The sequence below is a fragment of the Streptomyces sp. HUAS TT7 genome, from assembly GCF_051550175.1.
In the GTDB taxonomy this organism is placed as follows: domain Bacteria; phylum Actinomycetota; class Actinomycetes; order Streptomycetales; family Streptomycetaceae; genus Streptomyces.
The window spans coordinates 3,548,509-3,572,764 of record NZ_CP196175.1; the positions used below are offsets into that span (position 1 = coordinate 3,548,509).

The following is a 24,256-nucleotide window of genomic DNA, read 5'->3' on the forward strand; positions in this document are numbered from 1 at the left end:
CAGGCGCGGATTTAGCGCTTGCTGTACTGCGGAGCCTTGCGGGCCTTCTTGAGACCGGCCTTCTTGCGCTCGACCGCACGGTCGTCGCGGGAGAGGAAGCCGGCCTTCTTGAGGGCGCCGCGGTTGTTGTCCACGTCAGCCTCGTTCAGCGCACGGGCCACGCCGAGGCGCAGGGCGCCGGCCTGACCGGACACGCCGCCACCCGAGATGCGGGCGATGACGTCGTAGCGGTTGTCGAGCTCGAGCACCTTGAAGGGCTCGTTGACTTCCTGCTGGTGGACCTTGTTCGGGAAGTAGTCCTCGAGCGTACGCCCGTTGATCTTCCACTTGCCGGTGCCCGGAACGATCCGGACGCGGGCGATGGCGTTCTTGCGACGACCCAGGCCGGCGGCCGGCTGCGGGTCACCGAAGCGGGAAGCCATCGACTCGGAGGTGTACTCGCCCTCGACGGGCACCTCGGACTCGAAGGTGGTCACTTCGGCGTAGGTCTCGTCGCCCTCAAGCGGGGTCTCGACGGTGGTCTCGGCCACGATTCTCCTCAGATTTCTTTACGTCTTAGGGGGTGGCCGGAACTACTGCGCGACCTGGGTGATCTCGAACGGCACCGGCTGCTGGGCAGCGTGGGGGTGCTGGTCGCCCGAGTAGACCTTCAGCTTCGAGAGCATCTGACGGCCCAGGGTGTTCTTGGGGATCATGCCCTTGATGGCCTTCTCGACGGCCTTCTCCGGGTTGTTCGCCAGGAGGTCGTCGTAGCGCACCGAGCGGAGACCGCCCGGGTAGCCGGAGTGGCGGTAGGCCATCTTCTGGGTCTTCTTGTTGCCCGACAGGTGAACCTTGTCAGCGTTGATGATGATGACGAAGTCACCCATGTCCATGTGGGGCGCATAGACGGGCTTGTGCTTGCCCCGGAGGAGGTTCGCGGCGGTGGTCGCCAGACGACCCAGGACGACGTCCCGGGCATCAATGACGTGCCACTGGCGAGTGATGTCGCCGGGCTTGGGGCTGTACGTACGCACTTCGTAGCCTTCGCTTCTTCAGTGGATGGGGTCCAAACACATTGCACCCTGAAGCGATCATGCAGCTGGGACTCACAATGCCGGGGACGCTGCCCGTATGCGAGTCACTGGTAACTGCTCCAGAGAACTTGCGTAAGGGCTCTTCGCGTGAGAACGACCAAGCCAATACGCATAACGAACCAGAAGAATACCCGGGCGCCCCCGGGCGGGTCAAAACCGCCCGGGGCACACCTCGACGAATCCGGCTTCCCCAGCCCCTGACCTGGGCAAACGGCTAGCGGGCCCGCTCCACCCGGCGCTCGTCCCACACCGGCTCGGCGGTCTCCCGCACCACGCCGTCCGAGCCGAAGACCAGATAGCGGTCGAACGTCTTCGAGAACCAGCGGTCGTGGGTGACGGCGAGCACCGTGCCGTCGTACGACTCCAGACCGTCCTGGAGGGCCTCCGCCGACTCCAGGTCGAGGTTGTCCGTCGGCTCGTCGAGGAGCAGCGCGGTCGTGCCGGCCAGCTCCAGGAGCAGGATCTGGAAGCGGGCCTGCTGGCCGCCGGACAGCTTGTCGAAGGGCTGGTCCCCCTGCCGCTCCAGCTCGTACCGGCGAAGCACCGACATCGCGGCCCCGCGGTCCTTGGCGTGCTCGCTCCACAGGATGTCGACGAGCGTGCGCCCCAGCAGCTCGGGGTGCGCGTGGGTCTGCGCGAAGTGCCCGGGCACGACCCGCGCGCCCAGCTTCCAGTTCCCGGTGTACGCCACCGACTCGTCCCCCGCGAGCAGCCGCAGGAAGTGCGACTTGCCGGAGCCGTTGGAGCCGAGGACCGCGACCCGCTCGCCGTAGAAGACCTCAAGGGAGAACGGCTTCATCAGGCCGGTCAGCTCAAGGTTCTCGCAGGTCAGGGCGCGCACGCCGGTACGGCCGCCGCGCAGCCGCATGGTGATCGCCTGCTCGCGCGGCGGCTCGGGCGGCGGGCCCGCCTCCTCGAACTTCTTGAAGCGCGTCTGCATCGCGTGGTAGCGCGACGCCATGTCCGGGCTGATCGCGGCCTGGTTGCGCAGCCGCAGCACCAGCGCCTTCAGCCGGGCGTGCTCCTCGTCCCAGCGCCGCTTGAGCTCCTCGAAGCGCGCGAACCGCTCCCGCCGCGCCTCGTGGTACGTGCCGAATCCGGCGCCGTGCACCCACACGTCCGTCCCGGCGGGGCTCGGCTCCAGGCTCACGATCCGCTCGGCGGCCCGCGACAGCAGCTCCCGGTCGTGCGAGACGAACAGCACGGTCTTACGGGTCTCCCGCAGCCGCTCCTCCAGCCAGCGCTTGCCCGGCACGTCCAGATAGTTGTCCGGCTCGTCCAGGAGCAGCACCTCGTCCGGCCCGCGCAGCAGCGCTTCGAGCACGAGCCGCTTCTGCTCGCCGCCGCTGAGCGTGCGCACCTCGCGGAACTGCGCCTTGTCGTACGGCACCCCCAGCGCGGCCATGGTGCACATGTCCCAGACCGTCTCGGCCTCGTACCCGTGCGCCTCGGCCCAGTCGCTGAGGGCCTGCGCGTACTTCATCTGCGCGGCCTCGTCGTCGACCGTCATGATCAGGTGCTCGGCCGCGTCCACCTCGGCCGCGGCCTTCCGGATCCGCGGCTGGGCGACGGAGACCAGCAGGTCACGCACCGTACGCTCGTCCCGCACCGAGCCCACGAACTGCGGCATCACGCCGAGCCCGCCGCTCACCGACACCGAGCCGCCGTGCGGCTGGAGCTCGCCGGAGATCATGCGGAGGAGCGTCGTCTTGCCGGCCCCGTTGGCGCCGACCAGGGCCACCACCGAGCCCTCCGCCACCCGGAACGAGGCGTCGCCGAGCAGCACCCGCCCGTCCGGCAGGTAGTACTCCAGATGTGCAGCCTCAAGATGTCCCATGGGCGGATTGTCGCGCAGGCCCTGGCCCCCTGGACAATCGAATTAAGATGCGCGGCATGAGCTTTGGGCAAGGGGGACCCGGGTGGGGCCCGGGGGATCAGCAGACACCGGACTGGGCGGCGCTCGCGGATGCGTCGGCCGCGCGCAGCCGGCGCAAGAAGTGGCTGTTCATAGGCGGCGGCGCGGTCGCGACGGCGGCGGTCGTCGCGGTCGTGGCCACCGTGATCGTCAACGCGGGCAGCAAGGACGACGGCAAGGCGGCCAGTGAGCTGCCCTCTCCCCCGGCGCTGCCCAGCAGCAGCGCGCAGCCGCAGCCCTCGTTCTCCCAGGTGGCCCCGCCGCCCCCGCCCAACCCGTACGACTACGTCTCCAACGCGAAGAAGGACACGGCGCCGCTGAGCGCCGACACCCTCTTCCCGGGCCAGAGCCTCACCTTGGGCAGCGGCGCCTACGCCAAGGGCCCGACCGACAGGGTCACCGACTGCGCCTCGGTCACCCAGGGTTCGCTCGGCTCGGCCCTCAACAACAACGGCTGCCGCCAGGTCATCCGGGCCACGTTCACCAAGGACGGCATCGCGGTCACCGTCGGGGTCGCCGTGTTCGACACGGACACCGCGGCGACGAAGGCCAAGGAGCAGGCGAACGGCGGCATCGCCTCGCTCTCCGGCTCGGGCGTGAACACGTTCTGCCGGGGCGGTTCGGTCTGCCGCAACACCACCAACTCCTATGGCCGCTACGCCTACTTCACGACCGGCGGCTTCGCCGACGGCAAGAGCGTGACGAAGAGCGACACAGGCGTGTTCACGGCGGGCGACGAGCTCGCGAAGTTCACCTTCGACCAGATCGTCGCCCGCGGCCGCAACCAGGCCTCAGCAGCAGCCACCCGCCCCGCCGCCTGAACTGCCGGACAGCGTGCGCATGTTGCGCGCCTCCTTGCTGCGCGCTGCGAGCAACTCGTCGGCGGGGTAGCCGACTTCCTCCAGGGTGAGGCCGTGCGGTTTCACCACATGCACGGAGGAGTCGCGCACCGCCGCCGCGAGGACCTTGCCGGGCCACTCGGGACCCCGGTGGCCGTCGCCGACGTACAACAGCGCGCCCACGAGCGAGCGCACCATGTTGTGACAGAAGGCGTCCGCGCGCACGGTCGCGGTGACGATCCCGTCCTCCCCACGCGCCCAGGAAAGCTCCTGGAGCGTCCGGATGGTGGTGGCACCTTCCCTCTTCTTGCAGTACGCCGCGAAGTCGTGCTCGCCGAGCAGCGCGGCGGACGCCGCGTTCATGGCGTCGACGTCCAACTCCCAGTCGTGCCACAGGACATGACCGCGCAACAGCGGGTCGACACCGCCGACGTTGTCGGTCACCCGGTACGCGTACCGCCGCCAGATCGCCGAGAACCGCGCGTTGAAACCGCTCGGCGCCTCCTCGATCCGCCAGATCCGCACGTCGTGCGGCAGCCGCCCGGCCATGCGCCGCAGCAGCTTCTCGCAGTGCTCGGCCCACACCGCCTCGGGCAGGTCGACGTGCGCGACCTGGCCGCGCGCGTGCACCCCGGCGTCGGTGCGCCCGGCGACGGTCAGGTCGTACGTCACGTCGGAGCGCGTCACCGTGCGCAGCGCGTCCTCGATCTCACCCTGCACGGTCCTGCGGCCGAGCGGCTGCCGGGCCCAGCCGGAGAAGTCCTTGCCGTCGTACGACAGATCGAGCCGCACCCGGACGAGGCCGGGCTCCACCTCATCACTCACGTAACCGTTCCTCTCAAAGCATCCACACAGCAGAACGGGCCCGCCCCCCGAAGGGAACGGGCCCGTTCACCAGCCTTCAGAACGCTTACGCGTCCTTCGCCTCGTCGGCCGGCTTGGCGTCCTCGACGACCTCGGCCTCAGCAGCCTTGGCGTCAGACTCCTTGACGGCGCGCACGGTGGCGGCCTCGGCCTCGGCAACGGTCGCCTTCTTGGCGATCTCGCCCTCGACCAGCTCGATCACGGCCATCGGCGCGTTGTCACCACGACGGTTGCCGATCTTGGTGATACGGGTGTAACCACCCGGACGCTCCTCGTAGCGGGGCGCGATCTCGGTGAAGAGGGTGTGGACGATGCCCTTGTCGGTGATCGTCTGCAGCACCAGGCGACGGTTGTGGATGTCGCCCTTCTTCGCCTTGGTGATCAGGCGCTCGGCGACCGGACGCAGGCGGCGGGCCTTGGCCTCGGTCGTCGTGATGCGGCCGTGCTCGAAGAGCGACTTCGCCAGGTTGGCGAGGAGCAGACGCTCGTGCGCGGCGGAACCGCCGAGACGGGCACCCTTTGCGGGACGCGGCATGGTGTTTCTCCTAGTGATCTGCACCGGCCGTACGAGGTACCGATGTCAGTGTCCGAGCAGGCGGTTACCTGTCGGAGATCCGGACAAGCCCCGAAGGGGCGAGTCCGGAAGGGGCGCGGGGCGGAGCCGATTTGCGACTCCGTCGCGTGAGCGCGGTCAAGCACAGCGGACCCGCACCCGAGTACGGACCGGACGGCCCGAGCTCTTAGTACTGCTCGGTCTCGACGAAGCCGGCATCGGCGTCGTCGTCCGCGCCGAAGGCGTCGGCTGCGGCGGTCGGGTCGAAGCCGGGAGGCGAGTCCTTCAGCGCGAGGCCCATACCGGCCAGCTTCGCCTTGACCTCGTCGATCGACTTCGCACCGAAGTTGCGGATGTCGAGCAGGTCCGCCTCGGAGCGCGCCACGAGCTCACCCACGGAGTGGATGCCCTCACGCTTGAGGCAGTTGTACGAGCGAACGGTGAGCTCAAGCTCCTCGATCGGCAGCGCCAGGTCGGCGGCGAGGGCGGCGTCCGTGGGGGACGGGCCCATGTCGATGCCCTCGGCGTCGATGTTGAGCTCGCGCGCCAGACCGAACAGCTCGACCAGGGTCTTACCGGCCGACGCCATGGCGTCACGGGGACGCATGGCCTGCTTGGTCTCGACGTCGACGATCAGCTTGTCGAAGTCGGTGCGCTGCTCGACACGGGTCGCCTCGACCTTGTACGTGACCTTGAGCACCGGGGAGTAGATGGAGTCGACCGGGATGCGGCCGATCTCCTGGCCCAGCTGCTTGTTCTGCACGGCGGAGACGTAGCCGCGACCGCGCTCGACGGTCAGCTCCATCTCCAGCTTGCCCTTGCCGTTGAGCGTGGCGAGCACCAGGTCGGGGTTGTGCACCTCGACACCGGCCGGCGGGGCGATGTCAGCAGCGGTGACCAGGCCGGGCCCCTGCTTGCGCAGGTACATCACGACCGGCTCGTCGTGCTCCGAGGAGACGACCAGCTGCTTGATGTTCAGGATGAGGTCGGTGACGTCCTCCTTGACGCCCGGCACGGTGGTGAACTCGTGCAGGACACCGTCGATCCGGATGCTGGTGACAGCGGCACCGGGGATCGAGGAGAGGAGCGTACGACGCAGGGAGTTGCCGAGCGTGTAGCCGAAGCCCGGCTCCAGGGGCTCGATGACGAACCGCGAGCGGTACTCGTCAACAACCTCTTCGGTCAGCGAAGGGCGCTGAGCGATAAGCATGTGGAGATCCTTCAGTCATGGGCACCCACTATTTGATGCCCTGCTGGGTTACTGCGTACTGCAAGGGTACGGGCGGCACGGCCGGAATGAGCCGTACCGCCCGAACCTCAAGGCAATCCTTGAAGCAGCCGTGCGTCAGACGCGGCGGCGCTTCGGGGGACGGCAGCCGTTGTGCGGCGTCGGGGTGACGTCCTGGATCGAGCCGACCTCAAGGCCGGTGGCCTGGAGGGAGCGGATCGCGGTCTCGCGACCGGAGCCCGGGCCCTTGACGAAGACGTCAACCTTGCGCATGCCGTGCTCCTGCGCGCGGCGGGCGGCCGACTCGGCGGCCATCTGCGCGGCGAACGGAGTCGACTTGCGGGAGCCCTTGAAGCCGACGTGGCCGGCGGACGCCCAGGAGATCACGTTGCCCGAGGGGTCCGTGATCGAGACGATGGTGTTGTTGAACGTGCTCTTGATGTGCGCGTGGCCGTGAGCGACGTTCTTCTTTTCCTTGCGGCGCACCTTCTTGGCAGCGCCCTGACGACCCTTGGGGGGCATGTCTTACTCCAGATGGAGGGGAGGTGATCGGTCCTACAGCGAAGACCGCTGAAAAGCGTCCGCTGTGGACTACTTCTTGCCCGGCTTCTTCTTACCGGCGATGGCGCGACGCGGGCCCTTGCGGGTACGAGCGTTCGTGCTGGTGCGCTGACCGTGGACCGGCAGACCACGACGGTGGCGCAGACCCTGGTAGCAGCCGATCTCGACCTTGCGGCGGATGTCGGCGGCAACCTCACGGCGAAGGTCACCCTCGGTGCGGAGGTTGGCGTCCACGTACTCGCGGATCTTGACCAGGTCCTCTTCGGCCAGGTCACGAACGCGGGTGTTCGGGTTCACGCCGGTCGAGGCGAGGATCTCCTTGGACCGGGTGCGCCCGATACCGAAGACGTAGGTGAGTGCGATCTCCACACGCTTTTCGCGCGGGATGTCAACACCGGAAACGCGTGCCATTTACTGGCTCCAGTTGTTTTCGGGGGTCTTCCGCAGCACCGCTCCCGACCGCCGTACTAGGTACGTTTCGGGTCCCCGGCCCCCGCCGGAGGTGTCACCAGCCGGGGAAACCGGCCAGGTGGATGCTGCGTATGTACGTTTTGCTCGCGTCGCGGGAAGAACTGCGAAATGCAGGTCGGTCGGCGTGCGTCAGCCCTGGCGCTGCTTGTGGCGCAGGTTGTCGCAGATGACCATGACCCGGCCGTGACGGCGGATCACCTTGCACTTGTCGCAGATCTTCTTGACGCTCGGCTTGACCTTCATGGGATGTCAGGTTCTCCGGGTCAGTGCCACCGCCGCTGGAACAGCGACGTGGGCAAGATCTACTTGTACCGGTAGACGATCCGGCCACGCGTCAGGTCGTAGGGAGAAAGCTCCACCACAACCCGGTCATCCGGGAGGATACGGATGTAGTGCATCCGCATCTTGCCGCTGATGTGCGCGAGGACCTTGTGACCGTTCTGGAGTTCCACCTTGAACATGGCGTTCGGGAGGGACTCGATCACGGTGCCCTCGATTTCGATGGCACCTTGCTTCTTGGCCACGCTTCGCCTTTCGAATCGGCTACCTTGATCGACTCCCGCAGCCGTGTGTGGACACACGGGTACACGAGAGCCGACGCATCAGTCTACGTCAGGGCACTCGAAAAGACGAATCAGATGAGTTTGCCCCAACGCGGAGATCGTTACGCCGCAGGGTCGGGGGCAGTGGTGATGCCATACTCCGCCAGCTTCGCCTTGCCGCCGTCCGGCATCGTCAGGACCAGGGGGCCGTTCTCCGTCAGGGCGATGGAGTGCTCCCAGTGCGAGGACCAGGAGCCGTCGGTCGTGACGACCGTCCAGTCGTCCTCCAGGACCTCGGTGCGGGGCGTGCCGAGCGAGACCATCGGCTCGATCGCCAGGCAGAAGCCCGGGATCAGCTTCGGGTTGTGGCGGCCCAGCATGCGGCGCTTGTCGACGTAGTTCAGGAGGTGCGGGTCCATGTGCATCTCGGAGCCGATGCCGTGGCCCCCGTACTCCTCGACGATCCCGTACTTACCCGTCGAGGGGCGCGGCTGGCGCCGGATGTACGACTCGATCGCGCGCGAGACGTCGAGGAGCTTGTTGCCCTTCTTCACCGCGGCGAGGCCGGCCCACATGGACTCCTCGGTCACCCGGGACAGCTCGATCAGCTCGGGCGCGTGCCCGGTGCCGACGAACGCGGTGTACGCGGCGTCGCCGTGCCAGCCGTCGATGATCGCGCCGGCATCGATGGAGATGATGTCGCCGTCCTTCAGGACGGTCTTGTCGTCGGGGATCCCGTGCACGACGACCTCGTTGACCGAGGTGCAGATCGTGGCGGGGAATCCGCCGTACCCCAGGAAGTTCGACTTGGCGCCGTGCTCGGCGATCACCTTGCGGGCCACCTCGTCCAGGTCCTTCGTCGTGGACCCGGGCACCGCGGCCTCGCGGGTGGCGGCGTGGATCGCGGCGACGACCAGCCCCGCCTCGCGCATCTTCGCGATCTGCTCGGGGGTCTTGATCTCCACCATGTGCGGCTCACGCCTTTCTGGACAGGTACGGGTCACCAACAACGATAAGGCTTCCTCGCCGGGTGCCGGATTCCTATCCCCCTCCGGCATACCCAGCCCGTCATGGGGGTCCCCCTGGCCCTTAAGGCCTTGGGGGAGTTTGAGGACGAGCGCCCTCAAGGCGCGATACGGGGTCTGGGGCGGAGCCCCCAGGACGACAGGCTGGCCGGCATGCAAACGGCCGCGGCACCCCCGCCAGGGGGCACCGCGGCCGTAGGGCAGCGTTGGGTGCGAGGACTACGCCGCTTCGCGGCGAAGCGCGGCCATCGCCTTGCTCGTGACCTCGTCGACCTTGCCGAGCGCGGAGATCGTGATGACCAGCCCCTGCGCACGGTAGTAGTCGATGATCGGCTCGGTCTCGCTGTGGTAGACCTCGAGCCGCTTGCGCACGGTGTCCTCGGTGTCGTCACCGCGCTGGTACAGCTCGCCGCCGCACTTGTCGCAGACGCCGTCCTGCTTCGGGGCGTTGTACGCCACGTGGAAGACGTGCGCGCTGTCGTTGCGGCAGATGCGCCGGCCGGCGATGCGCTTGACGACCTCGTCCTCGGGGACTTCCAGGTCGAGCACGGCGTCCAGCTTCACGCCGTCCGCCTTCAGCACCTCGTCCAGCGCTTCGGCCTGCACCACGTTGCGGGGGAAGCCGTCGAGCAGGAAGCCGTTCACGGCGTCCGGCGCTTCCATGCGGTCCTTGGCCATCCCGATGGTGACCTCGTCCGGTACCAGGTTGCCGGCGTCCATGTACGCCTTGGCCTGCTTGCCGAGGTCCGTGCCCTGGCTGATGTTGGCACGGAAGAGGTCGCCCGTGGAGATGTGCGGGATCGCCAGATTCGCGGCAAGGAACGCGGCCTGCGTTCCCTTGCCTGCACCGGGCGGTCCGACGAGGACGATTCGCATCAGCGGAGGAACCCTTCGTAATTGCGCTGCTGAAGCTGGCTCTCGATCTGCTTAACGGTTTCCAGACCCACACCCACGATGATGAGGATGCTCGTCCCGCCGAGCGGGAAGCTCTGGACACCGCCGAAGATGATCAACGCCATTGTCGGTACGAGCGCGATCAGCCCCAGATACAGCGACCCCGGCCAGGTGATCCGGTTGAGTACGTAGCTCAGGTACTCAGCGGTCGGTCGGCCAGCCCGGATGCCCGGGATGAAGCCACCATACTTCTTCATGTTGTCGGCGACTTCCTCGGGGTTGAACGAGATCGCCACATAGAAGAAGGCGAAGAACACGATCAACAGGAAGTAGCTGACGATGTAGTAAGGATGGTCGCCCTTGGTCAAGTTGTCCTTGATCCAGGTCGCCCAGCCCGCCGTCGAGTTCGAGAACTGGACGATCAGCGCCGGAATGTAGAGCAGCGACGAGGCGAAGATGACCGGGATCACACCGGCCTGATTGACCTTCAGCGGGATGTACGTGGAGGTTCCGCCGTACGACCTGCGGCCGATCATGCGCTTCGCGTACTGCACGGGGATGCGCCGCTGTGCCTGTTCGACGAAGACCACGAGCCCGACCATGACCAGGCCGACGAGCACCACGGTGCCGAACTCGATCCAGCCACCGGCGAGGTGGCCCTGCTTCTTGATGGCCCACAGGGAGCTCGGGAAGCTGGAGGCGATCGAGATGAACATCAGGATGGACATGCCGTTGCCGATGCCGCGGTCAGTGATGATCTCACCGAGCCACATGACGCAGGCGGTACCGGCGGTCATCGTGATGACCATCGTGATGGTGGTGAAGATCGACCGGTTCGGGATGATCTCCGTGGCGGCCGAGCAGCCGTTGAAGAGCGCGCCGTTGCGGGCGGTGGCCACGAGGCCGGTGCCCTGAAGGATCGCCAGCGCGACGGTCAGGTAACGCGTGTACTGCGTGATCTTCGCCGTACCCGCCTGACCCTCCTTCTTGAGGGCTTCCAGGCGTGGGATCACCACGGTCAGCAACTGCAGGATGATGCTCGCCGTGATGTACGGCATGATGCCAAGCGCGAAGATCGTGATCTGCAGCAGCGCACCGCCGCTGAACATGTTGACCAGGCTGAACAGACCGCTGTTCTGCTGGGCCTGGTCCACACAGATCTGGACGTTCTTGTAGCTCACCCCGGGCATGGGCACATGCGTACCGAGCCGGTAGATCACGATGATGCCGAGTGTGAAGAGCAGCTTCTTGCGCAGGTCAGGCGTCTTGAACGCCTGGGCGAACGCGGTGAGCACGGTGCCTCCTGCGACCCCCGCGCAAGTGCGTCAGGGTGACGGTCTTGAGGATCGACGAATAAGGACTGAAGTCTTGAATCTGCTAAAAATCCGTACTGTAGCCGTCCAGGCACACAGCACGGAACTTAGACAGTGCACGCCACCTTACCGGCGACTATGCCCCCCTAGGAACGACCAACCGGGGATGCCCCATTTGAGAGGCATCCCCGGTCGGATGTTCAAGCCATCAAGCTGTCTCAGACGAGCTCGGTGACGGTGCCGCCGGCAGCGGCAATCTTCTCCTTGGCGGAGCCGGAGACGGCGTCAACCGTCACCTGCAGCGCCACGGAGATCTCGCCCTGGCCCAGGACCTTGACGAGGCTGTTCTTGCGCACCGCGCCCTTGGCGACCAGGTCGGCCACCGTGACCTCTCCACCCTCGGGGTAGAGAGCGCCGAGCTTGTCCAGGTTCACGACCTGGTACTCGGTGCGGAACGGGTTCTTGAAGCCCTTGAGCTTCGGGAGACGCATGTGGAGGGGCATCTGGCCACCCTCGAAGCGCTCCGGAACCTGGTAGCGGGCCTTCGTACCCTTGGTACCACGACCTGCGGTCTTACCCTTGGACGCCTCACCACGACCCACGCGGGTCTTGGCGGTCTTCGCGCCCGGGGCAGGACGGAGGTTATGGGCCTTCAGCGGGCTGTTCTCACCCATGTCAGTCAACCTCCTCAACCGTCACGAGGTGGCGGACGGTCTGCACCATGCCGCGGAACTCGGGGCGGTCCTCCTTGACAACCACGTCGTTCAGGCGCTTGAGCCCGAGCGAACGCAGGGTGTCGCGGTGGTTCTGCTTGCTGCCGATGTACGACTTCGTCTGCGTGATCTTGAGACGGGCCATTACGCACCCGCTCCCGCACGCGCACGAAGCAGAGCCGCGGGGGCAACGGCCTCAAGGGGCAGACCACGGCGAGCCGCGATCTCCTCGGGACGCTGCAGGCCCTTGAGGGCCTCCACGGTCGCGTGCACGATGTTGATCGCGTTGTCGGAGCCGAGCGACTTCGACAGGATGTCGTGAACGCCGGCGCACTCGAGCACCGCGCGCACCGGGCCACCGGCGATAACACCGGTACCGGGGGAAGCAGGCTTCAGCAGGACAACGCCGGCCGCCTTCTCGCCCTGGATCGGGTGCGGGATGGTGCCCTGGATGCGGGGAACCTTGAAGAAGTTCTTCTTGGCTTCCTCGACGCCCTTGGCGATGGCCGCGGGAACTTCCTTGGCCTTGCCGTAACCGACACCTACGGTGCCGTCACCGTCGCCCACCACGACCAGCGCGGTGAAGCTGAAGCGGCGACCACCCTTGACAACCTTGGCAACGCGGTTGATCGCGACAACGCGCTCAACGTAAGCGGTCTTCTCGGCAGCAGCGCCACCGTCGCGACCCTTCCGGTCCCGCCGCTCGCCGCCACCGGCACCGCTTCCGCGGCGCTGGGGTCCAGCCATTGGATTTACCTCTCTCTGTTACGTCCGTTAGTCCCGGAACCGGGGCTTAGAACTTCAGCCCGGCTTCGCGGGCGGCGTCAGCCAGAGCGGCAATGCGCCCGGCGTACCTGTTGCCACCACGGTCGAACACGACGGTCTCGACGCCGGCGGCCTTGGCGCGCTCAGCGACCAGGGCACCGACCTGCTTGGCCTGCGCGGACTTGTCGCCCTCGCCACCGCGGATCGAAGCGTCCAGAGTCGACGCCGACGCCAGGGTGTGACCCTTGAGGTCGTCGATGACCTGAGCGGTGATACCGCGGTTGGAACGCGTCACGACGAGGCGCGGACGCTCCGCCGTACCCGACACGTGCTTGCGGATGCGGACGTGGCGACGTGCCTTGGCGGCACGCTTGTAAGCGTCGCCCTTGGCGATCTTCACACCGTATGCCATGGCTTACTTACCAGCCTTTCCGACCTTGCGGCGGATGACCTCGCCGGCGTACTTGACACCCTTGGCCTTGTACGGGTCGGGCTTCCGCAGCTTGCGGATGTTGGCGGCGACCTCGCCGACCTTCTGCTTGTCGATGCCCTCGACCGAGAACTTCGTGGGCGACTCGACCTTGAAGGTGATGCCTTCGGGGGCCTCGACGGTGATCGAGTGGCTGTATCCCAGCGCGAACTCCAGGTTGGAGCCCTTCGCCTGGACGCGGTAACCGACACCGCTGATCTCGAGCGCCTTGGTGTATCCCTGGGTCACACCGGTGATCATGTTGGCCACCAGCGTGCGGGACAGGCCGTGCAGGGCCTTGTTCTGACGCTCGTCGTTGGGGCGGGTGACGTTCAGAACGCCGTCCTCACCCTTCACGATCTCGATGGGAGCCGCAACGGCGTGCGTGAGGGAACCCTTGGGGCCCTTCACGTGAACCGTACGGCCATCGATGGTGACGTCCACACCGGCGGGAACCTGGATGGGGAGCTTGCCGATTCGCGACATTAGCTTTTCCTCCGTTCCCGACTACCAGACGTAGGCGAGGACTTCCCCACCTACGCCCTTCTTGCCTGCCTGCTGACCGGTGAGCAGACCGTGCGACGTGGAGATGATCGCCACGCCCAGGCCGCCGAGCACCTTCGGCAGGTTGGTGGACTTCGCGTACACACGCAGACCGGGCTTCGAGATCCGCTTGATGCCCGCGATGGAGCGCTCACGGTTCGGCCCGAACTTCAGCTCGAGGACGAGGTTCTTGCCGACCTCGGCGTCCTCGACCTTCCAGCCGGTGATGAAGCCCTCCTGCTGGAGGATCTCCGCGATGTGCGACTTGATCTTGCTGTGCGGCATCACGACGGAGTCGTGGTACGCCGAGTTTGCGTTACGCAGACGAGTGAGCATGTCTGCGATCGGGTCAGTCATGGTCATGAATCGGCCTTCGGCCTCTCTCGCCGCGGTTTCCTGTATGCGCCATCCCTCTCCCCACTCAGTGGCGGGACGGGTGCGGTGCGGGGACCTACGGCGTAGTAAGTCGTTATGGGCGGCGGACGCCCAACCCCACAAGCCTACGGCATATGGAGGAGGGCATCCGCCGACCAGATACTTACCGAGAGCGTCCGGAAATTCCCAAGTCCCTAAGGACAGAGGGGAATTACCAGGAGCTCTTGGTCACGCCCGGCAGCTCGCCACGGTGAGCCATCTCACGAAGGCACACGCGGCACAGGCCGAACTTGCGGTACACGGAGTGGGGACGACCGCAGCGCTGGCAGCGGGTGTACGCACGCACACCGAACTTGGGCTTGCGGGCAGCCTTCGCGATGAGAGCCTTCTTCGCCATCTCGCTTACGCCTCCTTGAAGGGGAAGCCGAGGTGACGAAGGAGCGCGCGGCCCTCGTCGTCGTTGGTCGCCGTGGTGACCACGGTGATGTCCATACCCCGGGTACGGTCGATCTTGTCCTGGTCGATCTCGTGGAACATGACCTGCTCGGTGAGACCGAAGGTGTAGTTGCCACGGCCGTCGAACTGCTTCGGCGACAGACCACGGAAGTCACGGATACGCGGCAGCGCGAGCGACAGCGTACGGTCCAGGAACTCCCACATGCGGTCACCACGGAGGGTGACGTGGCAGCCGATCGGCTGACCCTCACGCAGCTTGAACTGCGCGATGGACTTGCGGGCCTTGGTGACGGCCGGCTTCTGGCCGGTGATCGTGGTGAGGTCGCGAACCGCGCCATCCATCAGCTTGGAGTCGCGGGCGGCGTCGCCCACACCCATGTTGACCACGATCTTCACGAGGCCGGGGATCTGCATGACGTTCTCGTACGAGAACTCCTCACGCAGCTTGCCCGCGATCTCCTCGCGGTACTTCGTCTTGAGACGCGGAGTGGTGGTGGTAGCCATCAGATGTCCTCACCCGTCCGCTTGGCAACGCGGATCTTGTTGCCCTCGTCGTCGAAGCGGAAACCGACGCGGGTGACGACCTTGTTGCCGTCCTTCTCCACGACGAGCTGAACGTTGCTCACGTGGATCGGGGCCTCGGTCGTCACAATGCCACCGGTCTGCGAACCGCGAGCGGTCTGGCCGGCCTTGGTGTGCTTCTTGACCCGGTTGACACCCTCGACCAGGACGCGGTCCTCGCGGGGGAAGGCCGCGATGACCTTGCCCTGCTTGCCCTTGTCCTTACCGGTGATGACCTGAACCAGGTCGCCCTTCTTGATCTTCATGCTTACAGCACCTCCGGCGCGAGCGAGATGATCTTCATGAACTTCTTCTCGCGCAGCTCCCGGCCCACCGGGCCGAAGATGCGGGTGCCGCGGGGGTCGCCATCGTTCTTGAGGATGACGGCCGCGTTCTCGTCGAAGCGGATGTACGAGCCGTCCTGACGACGACGCTCCTTGACGGTGCGCACGACGACAGCCTTGACGACGTCGCCCTTCTTCACGTTGCCACCGGGGATCGCGTCCTTGACGGTGGCGACGATGACGTCACCGATACCCGCGTAGCGGCGACCGGAGCCACCGAGCACACGGATGCAAAGGATTTCCTTCGCACCAGTGTTGTCGGCGACACGCAGTCGCGACTCCTGCTGGATCACGTCTATCTCCTGATCGTCTGCCGGTTCCCGGCCGGGGCTTGAGGTATCAAGCCCCGGCCGAGCCTGGCGGAACTAACCCGAGGGAAAACCCCTCGGACTGTTTCTGTATGGAATTCGCTTGCGCGAATTGCCTTACTTGGCCTTCTCGAGGATCTCGACGATGCGCCAGCGCTTGCTCGCCGACAGCGGACGCGTCTCCATGATGAGGACGCGGTCGCCGACACCGGCAGCGTTCTGCTCGTCGTGCGCCTTGAGCTTGTTCGTACGGCGGATGACCTTGCCGTACAGCGCGTGCTTCACACGGTCCTCGACAGCGACGACGACGGTCTTGTCCATCTTGTCGCTGACGACCAGACCCTCACGGGTCTTGCGGAAACCGCGCTGCTCAGTCGTCTCAGTCACATTCTTCTCGCTCATCAGGCGCTCTCCACCGTCTCGATGCCCAGCTCGCGCTCGCGCATCAGGGTGTAGATCCGGGCGATGTCCTTACGGACGGACTTGAGCCGACCGTGGTTCTCGAGCTGGCCCGTCGCCGCCTGGAAGCGGAGGTTGAACAGCTCTTCCTTGGCTTCGCGGAGCTTGCCGAGAAGCTCCTCGTCGCCCAGCTCGCGCAGTTCGGACGCCTTGGTTCCGGCCGACATCACGCCTCACCTGCCTCGCGCCGGACGATGCGGCACTTCATCGGGAGCTTGTGAGCAGCTCGGGTGAGCGCCTCACGAGCAATCTTCTCGTTCGGGTAGGACAGCTCGAACATCACCCGGCCCGGGTGAACGTTCGCGACCCACCACTCCGGAGAACCCTTACCGGAACCCATGCGGGTCTCGGCAGGCTTCTTCGTCAGCGGGCGGTCCGGGTAGATGTTGATCCAGACCTTGCCGCCACGCTTGATGTGGCGGGTCATCGCGATACGAGCCGCCTCGATCTGGCGGTTGGTCACGTACGCCGGCGTGAGGGCCTGAATGCCGTACTCGCCGAACGCAACCGTCGTACCACCCTTGGCCATACCGCGGCGCTTGGGGTGGTGCTGCTTGCGGTGCTTGACCCTACGGGGGATCAGCATTTCGGTCAGGCCTCCGTTCCGGTGCTCTCAGCCGGAGCGGCGGCGGCGGGAGCCTCGGCCTTGGGGGCCTCGGCAGCCGGCGCAGCCTGCTGCGGCTTGCGGCCGCGACCGCCACGCTCGCCGCCACGGCCACCGCGGCCACCGGCCGGACGGTCGTTGGCGCCACCACGGGCCGGGCGGTTACCCGCACGGGCCGCTGCGTTCTCGGCGCGAACCTCGGCGATGTTCTTGACGTCGCCCTTGTAGATCCAGACCTTCACGCCGATGCGGCCGAAGGTCGTCTTGGCCTCGAAGAAGCCGTAGTCGATGTTCGCGCGCAGGGTGTGCAGCGGCACACGGCCTTCGCGGTAGAACTCCGAGCGGGACATCTCGGCGCCGCCGAGACGGCCGCCGCACTGGATCTTGATGCCCTTGGCGCCGGCCTTCATCGTGCCCTGCATGCTCTTGCGCATGGCACGACGGAAGGAGACGCGGGAGGAGAGCTGCTCGGCAACGGCCTGAGCAACCAGCTGAGCGTCCATCTCGGGGTTCTTGACCTCGAGGATGTTCAGCTGGACCTGCTTGCCCGTGAGCTTCTCGAGGTCGCCGCGGATGCGGTCGGCCTCGGCGCCACGGCGGCCGATGACGATGCCGGGACGCGCGGTGTGGATGTCCACCCGCACGCGGTCACGGGTGCGCTCGATCTCAACCTTCGAGATGCCGGCGCGCTCCATGCCGGACGTCATCATCCGACGGATGGCGACGTCTTCCTTGACGTAGTCCTTGTACAGCTTGTCGGCGTACCAGCGGGACTTGAAGTCCGTGGTGATACCGAGCCGGAACCCATGCGGGTTAACCTTCTGGCCCATTACCGGGTTCCTTCCTTGCTGCTGACGACCACGGTGATGTGGCTGGTCCGCTTACGGATCCGGTAGGCACGGCCCTGAGCACGCGGACGGAACCGCTTCAGGGTCGGGCCCTCGTCCACAAACGCCTCGCTGATGTACAGCGAAGAGGCGTCCGTGTGGTCGTAGTTGTGCGCGGCGTTGGCAATGGCGCTGTCCAGCACCTTGCCGACCGGCACGCTCGCGGCCTGCGGGGCGAAACGCAGGACCGCCTGAGCCTCCGTGGCATCCATGCCACGGATAAGGTCCACCACGCGGCGGGCCTTCATGGGCGTAACGCGGATGTACCGCGCCTGGGCCCTGGCTTCCATGGTTGTCCTTCCAGTGTCTGTCATGGTCATTCCACCCCGCGTTAGCGGCGCTTCGACTTCCGGTCGTCCTTGACGTGGCCGCGGAAGGTGCGAGTCGGCGAGAACTCACCGAGCTTGTGGCCGACCATCGACTCGGAGACAAACACCGGGACGTGGGTCTTGCCGTTGTGCACCGCGATCGTGTGGCCGAGCATGGCCGGGATGATCATCGAGCGACGGGACCAGGTCTTGATGACGTTCTTGGTACCAGCTTCGTTCTGAGCGTCCACCTTCTTGATGAGGTGTCCGTCGACGAAGGGTCCCTTCTTGAGACTGCGCGGCATCTAAACCCGCTCCTAGCGCTTCTTGTTCGTCTTGCGGCGGCGGACGATGTACTTGCTCGATGCCTTCTTCGGCGAGCGAGTACGACCCTCCTTCTGACCCCACGGGGAGACCGGGTGGCGACCACCACTGGTCTTGCCCTCACCACCACCGTGCGGGTGGTCAACCGGGTTCATCGCGACACCGCGGACGGTCGGGCGGACGCCCTTCCAGCGCATGCGGCCGGCCTTGCCCCAGTTGATGTTCGACTGCTCGGCGTTGCCGACCTCGCCGATGGTGGCGCGGCAGCGGGCGTCGACCAGGCGAATTTCGCCGGACGGCATACGAAGGTGGGCCATCGTGCCCTCCTTCGCCAGCAGCTGCACCGAAGCACCCGCGGAGCGGGCGAACTTCGCACCGCCGCCGGGACGCAGCTCGATGGCGTGGATGGTCGTACCGACCGGGATGTTGCGCAGCGCCAGGTTGTTGCCCGGCTTGATGTCGGCCCCGGGGCCGTTCTCAACGCGGTCACCCTGGCCGAGGCCACGGGGCGCGATGATGTAGCGCTTCTCGCCGTCTGCGTAGTGCAGGAGCGCGATGCGCGCGGTGCGGTTCGGGTCGTACTCGATGTGAGCGACCTTGGCCGGCACGCCGTCCTTGTCGTGACGACGGAAGTCGATCACGCGGTAGGCACGCTTGTGGCCACCGCCCTGGTGACGGACGGTCACACGACCGGTGTTGTTACGGCCGCCCTTGCTGTGCAGGGGGCGGACCAGCGACTTCTCCGGCGTGGACCGCGTGATCTCGACGAAGTCGGCGACGCTGGAGCCACGACGGCCCGGAGTCGTCGGCTTGTACTTGCGGATACCCATTTCTCAGTCCTCGTCCGATATTCGGACCAGGGCGCTCCGTTAGGAGGCCTGGCCGAAGATGTCGATACGGTCGCCCTCAGCAAGGGTCACGATGGCGCGCTTGGTGTCGGCACGCTTGCCGAAACCGGTCTTCGTGCGCTTGCGCTTGCCCTGGCGGTTGATCGTGTTGACCCCGGTGACCTTGACCGAGAAGACCGCTTCCACGGCCTGCTTGATCTGGGTCTTGTTGGAGCCCGGCGCGACGATGAACGTGTACTTGTTCTCGTCGAGCAGCGCGTAGCTCTTCTCGGAAACAACCGGCTTGACAAGAATGTCGCGCGGGTCCGTGAAGGTCTTGCTGGTGATCTCGGCCATCAGGCCTCGCTCCCCTCGTTGTCATCGGCCTTGGGGCCAGACACGAAGGACTCGAAAGCGGCCTGGGTGAAGACCACGTCGTCGGAGACGATCACGTCGTACGTGTTCAGCTGGCCCGGCTCCAGGATGTGGACCTGGGGCAGGTTGCGGGCGGACAGCCACGCGGCCTCTTCGGCGCGGTCGACGACCAGGAGCAGGTTGTTGCGCTCCGAGATCTTGCCGAACAGCGTCTTGGCGGCCTTGGTGGAAGCCGTGCCCTCGACCACGCCGGTGACGACGTGGATGCGGGAGTGGCGCGCCCGGTCGGAGAGGGCACCACGCAGGGCGGCGGCCTTCATCTTCTTCGGGGTGCGCTGCGAGTAGTCACGCGGCACGGGGCCGTGGACGACGCCACCGCCGGCGAACTGCGGCGCACGGGTCGAACCCTGGCGCGCGCGGCCGGTGCCCTTCTGGCGGTAAGGCTTCTTGCCACCACCGCGGACTTCGCCACGGGTCTTGGTCTTGTGCGTGCCCTGACGGGCAGCTGCCAGCTGAGCGACGACGACCTGGTGGATCAGCGGAACGCTGGTCTTCGCGTCGAAGATCTCCGCGGGGAGCTCGACGGTACCGGCCTTGTCGCCTGCCGGCGAAAGGATGTCAATGGTGCTCATTACCTCAAGCCCCCTTGGCCGCGGTACGGACCAGGACGAGGCCGCCGTTCGGACCGGGGACCGCGCCCTTGATGAGCAGCAGACCCTTCTCCGCGTCAACCGCGTGGATGGTCAGGTTCTGGGTGGTGACACGCTCGTTGCCCATGCGGCCCGCCATGCGGGTGCCCTTGAACACACGGCCAGGGGTGGCGCAGCCACCGATGGAACCGGGCGAGCGGTGCTTGCGCTGCACACCGTGACCGGCGCCCAGGCCCTTGAAGTTGTGACGCTTCATGCCACCGGCGAAGCCCTTGCCCTTGCTCTTGCCCGTGACGTCGACCTTGACGCCGGACTCGAACACCTCGGCAGTGATCTCCTGGCCCAGCGTGTACTCGCTGGCGTCAGGGGTGCGGAGCTCCACCAGGTGGCGGCGCGGGGTCACGTCGGCCTTGGCGAAGTGGCCCTTGAGGGGCTTGTTCACCTTGCGCGGGTCGATCTCGCCGAAGGCGATCTGGACCGACTCGTAGCCGTCGACGTCGTTGGTGCGAACCTGCGTCACGACGCACGGCCCGGCCTTGATGACGGTGACCGGGACGACCCGGTTGTTCTCGTCCCAGACCTGGGTCATGCCGAGCTTCTCGCCCAGGACGCCCTTGATGTTCTTGCTCATCTCGGCCCGTCCCTTCAGAGCTTGATCTCGATGTCGACGCCGGCCGGGAGGTCGAGACGCATCAGCGAGTCAACCGTCTTCGGCGTGGGGTCGAGGATGTCGATGAGGCGCTTGTGCGTGCGCATCTCGAAGTGCTCGCGAGAGTCCTTGTACTTGTGCGGCGACTTGATGACGCAGTACACGTTCTTCTCAGTGGGCAGCGGCACCGGGCCCGCGACCGACGCACCAGTGCGGGTCACCGTCTCGACGATCTTCTTCGCCGAGGAGTCGATGACCTCGTGGTCGTAGGCCTTGAGCCGGATGCGGATCTTCTGTCCCGCCATGGCTACCTAGTAGTCCTTTGTCTCGTAACGCTCTGGAACCCGGGGGATCCACTGACTCCCACCTCCGACCCACGCGGTCGGGCGTGTCGCACTCCCTCTACGCAGAAACCCCATACGGAATTTCCCAACCAAGGGGATGCGGGCCACAGGACCTCGCAGATGGGGGTAGAACACCCACCGGACGCCTGGCCGGAGCCCCGCTGACACTTCCCGGAAGATTCCCGTACGTCCGCCCCTGAGCAGGGACGACGAGTACTGTGGGACTCGCTTCCGGTCCTCCCGGCGGGAGGCGCGCAGCATCGGCACTCAACCGAGCAACCCCGACAGTCTGCCATACGGGGCCAGGGCCTGGCCAATCGCAGCCGGGAAGCGTACCCCACGTCACATGCACTCACGCATTCGGCACGCGCCCGAGCGCCACTCAGTGCCATTCCTGCACGTCGACGAGGGTGCCCCGGGCCACATCCGGCCTGGCCGCCCACGGAGGGCCGTCATCGCATCAGCGCCCTGACATCCGCCGAAGGGATGCGCACGGACACCCGGCTGCCCGGGTTCAGCTTGAGGGCGACATCGGGCGGCAGGGACGCCAGGAGCTGGGCGCAGGTGACGGCTTGCAGATGCGGTGCCGTGCTCGGGGCGTGGCCCGGGGCGGTCAGGACGGGCACGAAGCGGCCCTGGGCATCGCTGTACAGGGCCAGCCCGGGTTCAGCCGTCGGCACCAGAAATACCGTCGCTCCGGCCAGGCGGCCCACCACATCCGCGTCCGGCCCGTGCCCTGTCGCGGCCAGCTGCATTGCCGCGTCGACCGCATCCGTGGGGACGGGAAGCCCGAGCGCCGTCGGGGACGGCCGATAATTGGGATTGCGCTTGAACATCCCCGGGTCGCCCTTCGCATCGACCGGCCAGGCACCGATGACCGCGTACGGCGGAACCGATCCCCTCGGGTCGTACGCCGGGTCGATGGAGTAGAGCCAGCTACCGGGCGCCCTTTTCGCCTGGGCCCGCAATTCGTCGGTCAGAACGGGTTCCGACGGCGCCATGTTGTTTCCGTTCATACTGAATCCATCCAATTTTCTCTGCGCAGCGTGATTCGGCTGCTCGGGCCGTCATTGCCCAGTCATAACGTCCACCCTGGTGGCAGGTCGGGACCGGGGACCGGGGGTGGAGCCGAGGCAACGGGCGGTTGATAATTGAGATTCAGGGTGAATTTTCCCCACTGCCCGTCAGGTGTTCGCTCCCACACCCCCTTGATGTTCTCCGCACGAAGACCCCCAGGAAAAGTGACCTCCTGCTCTGCGGTTCTGAAATTCTTGGGATGCGAAGCATTCACATCGATGCCGTCCGGCCGCGCCCTTGGCCGCCCCGGCCCGGGCGGCATCCTGGACGTCCTCCCTGAGACCGGACTGGACGGTGGATCGCAGCCCGCCGGCAGCGAGCATTTCCGGTTCGGCGAAGTTGGGAGCCAGCCGCCCGCCGAATTCGAGCGGGTCGTGCTTGAACTCGTTCCACATGTTCTTGGCCGCCCGCTCCGGGTGGGCGTCCATGGAGACGAGGCCGGTCAGGGTGGTGGTGACGCCCTTCGCGTACTCGGCGGGGTGGAGGAGGTTGTAGGGGTCCTCGGGGTTGAGGCTGCGGGCGAAGTTCAGGATGTCGGCGGTGCCCTTGACGACGCCCACGGCGACGTGGTCGAGCTCGAGCTTGCTCTGGGCCCACTCGACGGTCCCGGCGTAGTGGGCGAGAGCACCGGACGCGTCGTGGCAGGCGGACGACGCCTCGTCCCACTTCGCCGGGTGCATCGCGAACCGGTCGCGGAAGGCGTCGGCGGCCTGCCCCTTCCAGCTCCCGGAGTCCAGCCGGCGCATGCCCTGACCGACCTTGCCGAACGCGGTGGAGAAATCGGCGAGGTGCTTGGCGTTGGCCCGGATCGTCTTCGGATTGCCGTGCACGAGGTCGTTGAACAGGTCGGTCTGACCGAGCTGCTTCTCGTCGACGTACGCGCCGAGTTCGGCGGCGACCGCATCGCCGAGGTCGTCCACCTGCTCGGCCAGACCGTGTGCGCCGACCCGGTCCAGGAGGCCGCTGACGGCGTGCGCACCTTCATCGACGGCGCCACCCACCGCCTTCTTACCGGCGTCGATCCCCTCCTCGACCTTGCCCAGGCCCTTGTTCAGCAGGTTCTTCCCTCCGTCGACCAAGCCCCCGAAATCCACCATCAGCCCTGGCCTCCGCCCTTCGTGCGCTGCTGCTCCGCGCGTTCGGCGGGCGACGGGCCGAACGTCTTCTCACGCCACTGGTCCACGGCCTCGTCCTGGCCGGAGGCCGACAGGGCAAGACCGAACAGGTTCAGCTTGCTGTCGCTGAAGTCCCGGCCGGGGTACCGAGCGCCGGCACCGCGACATCCAACAACCTTGCGCCGAGCACCCGTTGATACGCCCACTCCCGGAATCCCTCACCGCGTGCGATCGCGAACCGGGCCAGCGCCGCCTCGTCGGAGAACGCGCAGATCCACCGGACCCCGCCCCACTCGGAGATCCAGGGCCCGCCGTCGATTTCGGGCACCAGCACGGCGGTACGCCGGAACTCCCCCAGCACCGCGGCGAACTCACGCAGCCTCTCCTGCCCCACAAGCCCCCCGGATATCTCCACGCCCCGCAGAATCACATGAGCCCGCTTCATTCCGCAAAGCGAATCGGGCTGATTTCAGGGCGAGTTGACCGATAGCAGTGCGGCTCGGCGTGGCCGCCTTGCCGTCTATTTCCGTACGTCCCCGAGGCCCGCCCCGGAAAGACCTGAGCCGACTCACTGACGCAGGCCAAGACCCGGGCCCACCGCATCTCCCCTCCCCCGCACCGCACCGGCACGGGCGCCGTCCCCACCGACATCCACCGGCCCCCGACGGCTCCCGCTACGCGACCCGCAAGGACTTCGTCCACGGCGAGGACGTCACCATCGCCGAGTGGACGATCTCCACCGAATCCCTGCCCCGCTATGAATAACCCGCTCCGCCCCTGCCATCACCCCCCTCGGTAGCATCGCCGGTATCCCCCTCGGCA

Annotated in this window: 37 protein-coding genes and 3 pseudogenes; 2 read left to right on the top strand and 38 right to left on the bottom strand. The window is 66.6% G+C overall.

The window, feature by feature from the left end; translation table 11 throughout:
* Window positions 1-11: 11 nt before the first annotated feature.
* The 3 genes from rpsI to ACSHXC_RS15790 form a co-directional block, all read right to left on the bottom strand.
* Complete coding sequence (rpsI, locus tag ACSHXC_RS15780; RefSeq protein WP_053727626.1) at window positions 12-530, bottom strand: 30S ribosomal protein S9; 519 nt, start codon at window positions 528-530, stop codon at window positions 12-14.
* 42 nt (window positions 531-572) lie between these two features.
* The gene (gene rplM / locus ACSHXC_RS15785; protein ID WP_053727625.1) at window positions 573-1,016 is read right to left on the bottom strand and encodes a 50S ribosomal protein L13; all 444 of its coding nucleotides are present in this window, start codon (window positions 1,014-1,016) and stop codon (window positions 573-575) included.
* Between the two features lie 274 nt (window positions 1,017-1,290).
* Window positions 1,291-2,913: an ABC-F family ATP-binding cassette domain-containing protein gene (locus ACSHXC_RS15790; RefSeq protein WP_438292241.1), complete on the bottom strand. Its 1,623-nt coding sequence runs from the start codon at window positions 2,911-2,913 to the stop codon at window positions 1,291-1,293.
* A gap of 56 nt (window positions 2,914-2,969) precedes the next feature.
* Here ACSHXC_RS15790 and ACSHXC_RS15795 point away from each other — a divergent pair, with 56 nt between their 5' ends.
* Window positions 2,970-3,812: a hypothetical protein gene (locus tag ACSHXC_RS15795; RefSeq protein ID WP_438292242.1), complete on the top strand. Its 843-nt coding sequence runs from the start codon at window positions 2,970-2,972 to the stop codon at window positions 3,810-3,812.
* Here the strand turns inward: ACSHXC_RS15795 and truA are convergent.
* The 35 genes and pseudogenes from truA to ACSHXC_RS15970 form a co-directional block, all read right to left on the bottom strand.
* Window positions 3,783-4,655 carry a tRNA pseudouridine(38-40) synthase TruA gene (truA, locus tag ACSHXC_RS15800; RefSeq protein WP_438292243.1) on the bottom strand — a complete coding sequence of 291 codons (873 nt, stop codon included), beginning with the start codon at window positions 4,653-4,655 and terminating at the stop codon, window positions 3,783-3,785. The genes ACSHXC_RS15795 and truA overlap by 30 nt on opposite strands.
* 85 nt (window positions 4,656-4,740) lie before the next feature.
* Window positions 4,741-5,229, bottom strand: a complete 489-nt coding sequence (rplQ, locus tag ACSHXC_RS15805; RefSeq protein WP_189963071.1) for a 50S ribosomal protein L17 — start codon at window positions 5,227-5,229, stop codon at window positions 4,741-4,743.
* Window positions 5,230-5,434: 205 nt separating this feature from the next.
* Window positions 5,435-6,457, bottom strand: coding sequence for a DNA-directed RNA polymerase subunit alpha (locus ACSHXC_RS15810; protein WP_010473911.1), 1,023 nt, complete (start codon window positions 6,455-6,457; stop codon window positions 5,435-5,437).
* 135 nt (window positions 6,458-6,592) lie between these two features.
* Window positions 6,593-6,997 (bottom strand): 30S ribosomal protein S11, encoded by a 405-nt coding sequence (rpsK, locus tag ACSHXC_RS15815; protein WP_003956432.1) that lies wholly within the window; start codon window positions 6,995-6,997, stop codon window positions 6,593-6,595.
* A gap of 69 nt (window positions 6,998-7,066) precedes the next feature.
* The gene (gene rpsM, locus ACSHXC_RS15820) at window positions 7,067-7,447 is read right to left on the bottom strand and encodes a 30S ribosomal protein S13 (protein ID WP_053727621.1); all 381 of its coding nucleotides are present in this window, start codon (window positions 7,445-7,447) and stop codon (window positions 7,067-7,069) included.
* A gap of 189 nt (window positions 7,448-7,636) precedes the next feature.
* Window positions 7,637-7,750, bottom strand: a complete 114-nt coding sequence (gene rpmJ, locus ACSHXC_RS15825) for a 50S ribosomal protein L36 (RefSeq protein WP_003956441.1) — start codon at window positions 7,748-7,750, stop codon at window positions 7,637-7,639.
* Between the two features lie 59 nt (window positions 7,751-7,809).
* Window positions 7,810-8,031, bottom strand: coding sequence for a translation initiation factor IF-1 (gene infA, locus ACSHXC_RS15830; RefSeq protein ID WP_003956442.1), 222 nt, complete (start codon window positions 8,029-8,031; stop codon window positions 7,810-7,812).
* Between the two features lie 140 nt (window positions 8,032-8,171).
* The gene (gene map, locus ACSHXC_RS15835) at window positions 8,172-9,017 is read right to left on the bottom strand and encodes a type I methionyl aminopeptidase (protein ID WP_438292244.1); all 846 of its coding nucleotides are present in this window, start codon (window positions 9,015-9,017) and stop codon (window positions 8,172-8,174) included.
* A 276-nt stretch (window positions 9,018-9,293) separates the two neighbouring features.
* Entirely contained in the window at window positions 9,294-9,950 is a 657-nt protein-coding gene (locus ACSHXC_RS15840; protein ID WP_438292245.1) for an adenylate kinase, read from the bottom strand.
* A complete protein-coding gene (gene secY / locus ACSHXC_RS15845) occupies window positions 9,950-11,263 on the bottom strand; it encodes a preprotein translocase subunit SecY (protein WP_438292246.1) in 1,314 nt (437 codons plus the stop codon). The genes ACSHXC_RS15840 and secY overlap by 1 nt, the downstream gene beginning before the upstream one ends.
* Before the next feature lie 236 nt (window positions 11,264-11,499).
* Window positions 11,500-11,955 (bottom strand): 50S ribosomal protein L15, encoded by a 456-nt coding sequence (gene rplO, locus ACSHXC_RS15850; protein ID WP_100578128.1) that lies wholly within the window; start codon window positions 11,953-11,955, stop codon window positions 11,500-11,502.
* A 1-nt stretch (window position 11,956) separates the two neighbouring features.
* The gene (gene rpmD, locus ACSHXC_RS15855) at window positions 11,957-12,139 is read right to left on the bottom strand and encodes a 50S ribosomal protein L30 (protein WP_053682614.1); all 183 of its coding nucleotides are present in this window, start codon (window positions 12,137-12,139) and stop codon (window positions 11,957-11,959) included.
* Window positions 12,139-12,741, bottom strand: a complete 603-nt coding sequence (gene rpsE, locus ACSHXC_RS15860) for a 30S ribosomal protein S5 (protein ID WP_189963075.1) — start codon at window positions 12,739-12,741, stop codon at window positions 12,139-12,141. The genes rpmD and rpsE overlap by 1 nt, the downstream gene beginning before the upstream one ends.
* 46 nt (window positions 12,742-12,787) lie before the next feature.
* Complete coding sequence (gene rplR, locus ACSHXC_RS15865) at window positions 12,788-13,171, bottom strand: 50S ribosomal protein L18 (protein ID WP_189963076.1); 384 nt, start codon at window positions 13,169-13,171, stop codon at window positions 12,788-12,790.
* 3 nt (window positions 13,172-13,174) lie between these two features.
* Window positions 13,175-13,714, bottom strand: a complete 540-nt coding sequence (rplF, locus tag ACSHXC_RS15870; protein WP_189963077.1) for a 50S ribosomal protein L6 — start codon at window positions 13,712-13,714, stop codon at window positions 13,175-13,177.
* A gap of 21 nt (window positions 13,715-13,735) precedes the next feature.
* Window positions 13,736-14,134, bottom strand: coding sequence for a 30S ribosomal protein S8 (rpsH, locus tag ACSHXC_RS15875; protein WP_003966947.1), 399 nt, complete (start codon window positions 14,132-14,134; stop codon window positions 13,736-13,738).
* A 223-nt stretch (window positions 14,135-14,357) separates the two neighbouring features.
* Complete coding sequence (locus ACSHXC_RS15880; RefSeq protein WP_003956452.1) at window positions 14,358-14,543, bottom strand: type Z 30S ribosomal protein S14; 186 nt, start codon at window positions 14,541-14,543, stop codon at window positions 14,358-14,360.
* Between the two features lie 5 nt (window positions 14,544-14,548).
* Window positions 14,549-15,106 carry a 50S ribosomal protein L5 gene (gene rplE, locus ACSHXC_RS15885; RefSeq protein ID WP_261712270.1) on the bottom strand — a complete coding sequence of 186 codons (558 nt, stop codon included), beginning with the start codon at window positions 15,104-15,106 and terminating at the stop codon, window positions 14,549-14,551.
* Complete coding sequence (rplX, locus tag ACSHXC_RS15890) at window positions 15,106-15,429, bottom strand: 50S ribosomal protein L24 (protein ID WP_053727612.1); 324 nt, start codon at window positions 15,427-15,429, stop codon at window positions 15,106-15,108. The genes rplE and rplX overlap by 1 nt, the downstream gene beginning before the upstream one ends.
* 2 nt (window positions 15,430-15,431) lie before the next feature.
* Window positions 15,432-15,800 carry a 50S ribosomal protein L14 gene (gene rplN, locus ACSHXC_RS15895; RefSeq protein ID WP_053727611.1) on the bottom strand — a complete coding sequence of 123 codons (369 nt, stop codon included), beginning with the start codon at window positions 15,798-15,800 and terminating at the stop codon, window positions 15,432-15,434.
* A 132-nt stretch (window positions 15,801-15,932) separates the two neighbouring features.
* A complete protein-coding gene (gene rpsQ, locus ACSHXC_RS15900; protein WP_008739702.1) occupies window positions 15,933-16,217 on the bottom strand; it encodes a 30S ribosomal protein S17 in 285 nt (94 codons plus the stop codon).
* Complete coding sequence (gene rpmC, locus ACSHXC_RS15905) at window positions 16,217-16,441, bottom strand: 50S ribosomal protein L29 (protein ID WP_100578218.1); 225 nt, start codon at window positions 16,439-16,441, stop codon at window positions 16,217-16,219. Before rpmC ends, rpsQ begins: the two co-directional genes overlap by 1 nt.
* Window positions 16,441-16,860: a 50S ribosomal protein L16 gene (rplP, locus tag ACSHXC_RS15910; protein WP_053727610.1), complete on the bottom strand. Its 420-nt coding sequence runs from the start codon at window positions 16,858-16,860 to the stop codon at window positions 16,441-16,443. The genes rpmC and rplP overlap by 1 nt, the downstream gene beginning before the upstream one ends.
* Before the next feature lie 5 nt (window positions 16,861-16,865).
* Window positions 16,866-17,708, bottom strand: coding sequence for a 30S ribosomal protein S3 (rpsC, locus tag ACSHXC_RS15915; RefSeq protein WP_053727609.1), 843 nt, complete (start codon window positions 17,706-17,708; stop codon window positions 16,866-16,868).
* The gene (gene rplV, locus ACSHXC_RS15920) at window positions 17,708-18,055 is read right to left on the bottom strand and encodes a 50S ribosomal protein L22 (protein WP_031012097.1); all 348 of its coding nucleotides are present in this window, start codon (window positions 18,053-18,055) and stop codon (window positions 17,708-17,710) included. The genes rpsC and rplV overlap by 1 nt, the downstream gene beginning before the upstream one ends.
* A gap of 41 nt (window positions 18,056-18,096) precedes the next feature.
* A complete protein-coding gene (rpsS, locus tag ACSHXC_RS15925) occupies window positions 18,097-18,378 on the bottom strand; it encodes a 30S ribosomal protein S19 (protein WP_053727608.1) in 282 nt (93 codons plus the stop codon).
* Window positions 18,379-18,390: 12 nt separating this feature from the next.
* Window positions 18,391-19,227 (bottom strand): 50S ribosomal protein L2, encoded by an 837-nt coding sequence (gene rplB / locus ACSHXC_RS15930; protein WP_189963078.1) that lies wholly within the window; start codon window positions 19,225-19,227, stop codon window positions 18,391-18,393.
* 39 nt (window positions 19,228-19,266) lie between these two features.
* Window positions 19,267-19,581: a 50S ribosomal protein L23 gene (gene rplW, locus ACSHXC_RS15935; RefSeq protein ID WP_438292247.1), complete on the bottom strand. Its 315-nt coding sequence runs from the start codon at window positions 19,579-19,581 to the stop codon at window positions 19,267-19,269.
* A complete protein-coding gene (gene rplD / locus ACSHXC_RS15940) occupies window positions 19,581-20,231 on the bottom strand; it encodes a 50S ribosomal protein L4 (RefSeq protein ID WP_438292248.1) in 651 nt (216 codons plus the stop codon). The genes rplW and rplD overlap by 1 nt, the downstream gene beginning before the upstream one ends.
* A gap of 4 nt (window positions 20,232-20,235) precedes the next feature.
* Window positions 20,236-20,880, bottom strand: a complete 645-nt coding sequence (gene rplC, locus ACSHXC_RS15945; RefSeq protein WP_344375256.1) for a 50S ribosomal protein L3 — start codon at window positions 20,878-20,880, stop codon at window positions 20,236-20,238.
* A gap of 14 nt (window positions 20,881-20,894) precedes the next feature.
* On the bottom strand, window positions 20,895-21,203 hold the full coding sequence (gene rpsJ, locus ACSHXC_RS15950; protein ID WP_003948644.1) for a 30S ribosomal protein S10: 309 nt from the start codon (window positions 21,201-21,203) through the stop codon (window positions 20,895-20,897).
* A gap of 491 nt (window positions 21,204-21,694) precedes the next feature.
* Complete coding sequence (locus ACSHXC_RS15955) at window positions 21,695-22,258, bottom strand: type VII secretion system-associated protein (protein WP_438292249.1); 564 nt, start codon at window positions 22,256-22,258, stop codon at window positions 21,695-21,697.
* 62 nt (window positions 22,259-22,320) lie between these two features.
* Complete coding sequence (locus ACSHXC_RS15960) at window positions 22,321-22,581, bottom strand: scabin-related ADP-ribosyltransferase (protein WP_438292250.1); 261 nt, start codon at window positions 22,579-22,581, stop codon at window positions 22,321-22,323.
* Window positions 22,582-22,912: 331 nt separating this feature from the next.
* Window positions 22,913-23,416: pseudogene (locus ACSHXC_RS15965) on the bottom strand (WXG100 family type VII secretion target); the annotation flags it as partial.
* 136 nt (window positions 23,417-23,552) lie between these two features.
* A pseudogene (locus tag ACSHXC_RS15970) lies at window positions 23,553-23,879 on the bottom strand (hypothetical protein); the annotation flags it as partial.
* 174 nt (window positions 23,880-24,053) lie between these two features.
* Here ACSHXC_RS15970 and ACSHXC_RS15975 point away from each other — a divergent pair.
* Window positions 24,054-24,199, top strand: a pseudogene (locus ACSHXC_RS15975) (Uma2 family endonuclease); the annotation flags it as partial.
* Window positions 24,200-24,256: the final 57 nt, after the last annotated feature.

Coding starts and splice junctions, on each gene's coding strand:
- ACSHXC_RS15790 (WP_438292241.1), bottom strand. CDS start 2,913: ATGGGACATCTTGAGGCTGCACATCTGGAGTACTACCTGCCGGACGGG.
- ACSHXC_RS15795 (WP_438292242.1), top strand. CDS start 2,970: ATGAGCTTTGGGCAAGGGGGACCCGGGTGGGGCCCGGGGGATCAGCAG.
- rplQ (WP_189963071.1), bottom strand. CDS start 5,229: ATGCCGCGTCCCGCAAAGGGTGCCCGTCTCGGCGGTTCCGCCGCGCAC.
- ACSHXC_RS15810 (WP_010473911.1), bottom strand. CDS start 6,457: ATGCTTATCGCTCAGCGCCCTTCGCTGACCGAAGAGGTTGTTGACGAG.
- rpsK (WP_003956432.1), bottom strand. CDS start 6,997: ATGCCCCCCAAGGGTCGTCAGGGCGCTGCCAAGAAGGTGCGCCGCAAG.
- rpsM (WP_053727621.1), bottom strand. CDS start 7,447: ATGGCACGCGTTTCCGGTGTTGACATCCCGCGCGAAAAGCGTGTGGAG.
- rpmJ (WP_003956441.1), bottom strand. CDS start 7,750: ATGAAGGTCAAGCCGAGCGTCAAGAAGATCTGCGACAAGTGCAAGGTG.
- map (WP_438292244.1), bottom strand. CDS start 9,017: ATGGTGGAGATCAAGACCCCCGAGCAGATCGCGAAGATGCGCGAGGCG.
- ACSHXC_RS15840 (WP_438292245.1), bottom strand. CDS start 9,950: ATGCGAATCGTCCTCGTCGGACCGCCCGGTGCAGGCAAGGGAACGCAG.
- rplO (WP_100578128.1), bottom strand. CDS start 11,955: ATGGGTGAGAACAGCCCGCTGAAGGCCCATAACCTCCGTCCTGCCCCG.
- rpmD (WP_053682614.1), bottom strand. CDS start 12,139: ATGGCCCGTCTCAAGATCACGCAGACGAAGTCGTACATCGGCAGCAAG.
- rpsE (WP_189963075.1), bottom strand. CDS start 12,741: ATGGCTGGACCCCAGCGCCGCGGAAGCGGTGCCGGTGGCGGCGAGCGG.
- rplR (WP_189963076.1), bottom strand. CDS start 13,171: ATGGCATACGGTGTGAAGATCGCCAAGGGCGACGCTTACAAGCGTGCC.
- rplF (WP_189963077.1), bottom strand. CDS start 13,714: ATGTCGCGAATCGGCAAGCTCCCCATCCAGGTTCCCGCCGGTGTGGAC.
- rpsH (WP_003966947.1), bottom strand. CDS start 14,134: ATGACCATGACTGACCCGATCGCAGACATGCTCACTCGTCTGCGTAAC.
- ACSHXC_RS15880 (WP_003956452.1), bottom strand. CDS start 14,543: ATGGCGAAGAAGGCTCTCATCGCGAAGGCTGCCCGCAAGCCCAAGTTC.
- rplE (WP_261712270.1), bottom strand. CDS start 15,106: ATGGCTACCACCACCACTCCGCGTCTCAAGACGAAGTACCGCGAGGAG.
- rplX (WP_053727612.1), bottom strand. CDS start 15,429: ATGAAGATCAAGAAGGGCGACCTGGTTCAGGTCATCACCGGTAAGGAC.
- rpsQ (WP_008739702.1), bottom strand. CDS start 16,217: ATGAGCGAGAAGAATGTGACTGAGACGACTGAGCAGCGCGGTTTCCGC.
- rpmC (WP_100578218.1), bottom strand. CDS start 16,441: ATGTCGGCCGGAACCAAGGCGTCCGAACTGCGCGAGCTGGGCGACGAG.
- rplP (WP_053727610.1), bottom strand. CDS start 16,860: ATGCTGATCCCCCGTAGGGTCAAGCACCGCAAGCAGCACCACCCCAAG.
- rpsC (WP_053727609.1), bottom strand. CDS start 17,708: ATGGGCCAGAAGGTTAACCCGCATGGGTTCCGGCTCGGTATCACCACG.
- rplV (WP_031012097.1), bottom strand. CDS start 18,055: ATGGAAGCCAGGGCCCAGGCGCGGTACATCCGCGTTACGCCCATGAAG.
- rpsS (WP_053727608.1), bottom strand. CDS start 18,378: ATGCCGCGCAGTCTCAAGAAGGGACCCTTCGTCGACGGACACCTCATC.
- rplB (WP_189963078.1), bottom strand. CDS start 19,227: ATGGGTATCCGCAAGTACAAGCCGACGACTCCGGGCCGTCGTGGCTCC.
- rplW (WP_438292247.1), bottom strand. CDS start 19,581: ATGGCCGAGATCACCAGCAAGACCTTCACGGACCCGCGCGACATTCTT.
- rplD (WP_438292248.1), bottom strand. CDS start 20,231: ATGAGCACCATTGACATCCTTTCGCCGGCAGGCGACAAGGCCGGTACC.
- rplC (WP_344375256.1), bottom strand. CDS start 20,880: ATGAGCAAGAACATCAAGGGCGTCCTGGGCGAGAAGCTCGGCATGACC.
- rpsJ (WP_003948644.1), bottom strand. CDS start 21,203: ATGGCGGGACAGAAGATCCGCATCCGGCTCAAGGCCTACGACCACGAG.
- ACSHXC_RS15955 (WP_438292249.1), bottom strand. CDS start 22,258: ATGAACGGAAACAACATGGCGCCGTCGGAACCCGTTCTGACCGACGAA.
- ACSHXC_RS15960 (WP_438292250.1), bottom strand. CDS start 22,581: ATGCCGCCCGGGCCGGGGCGGCCAAGGGCGCGGCCGGACGGCATCGAT.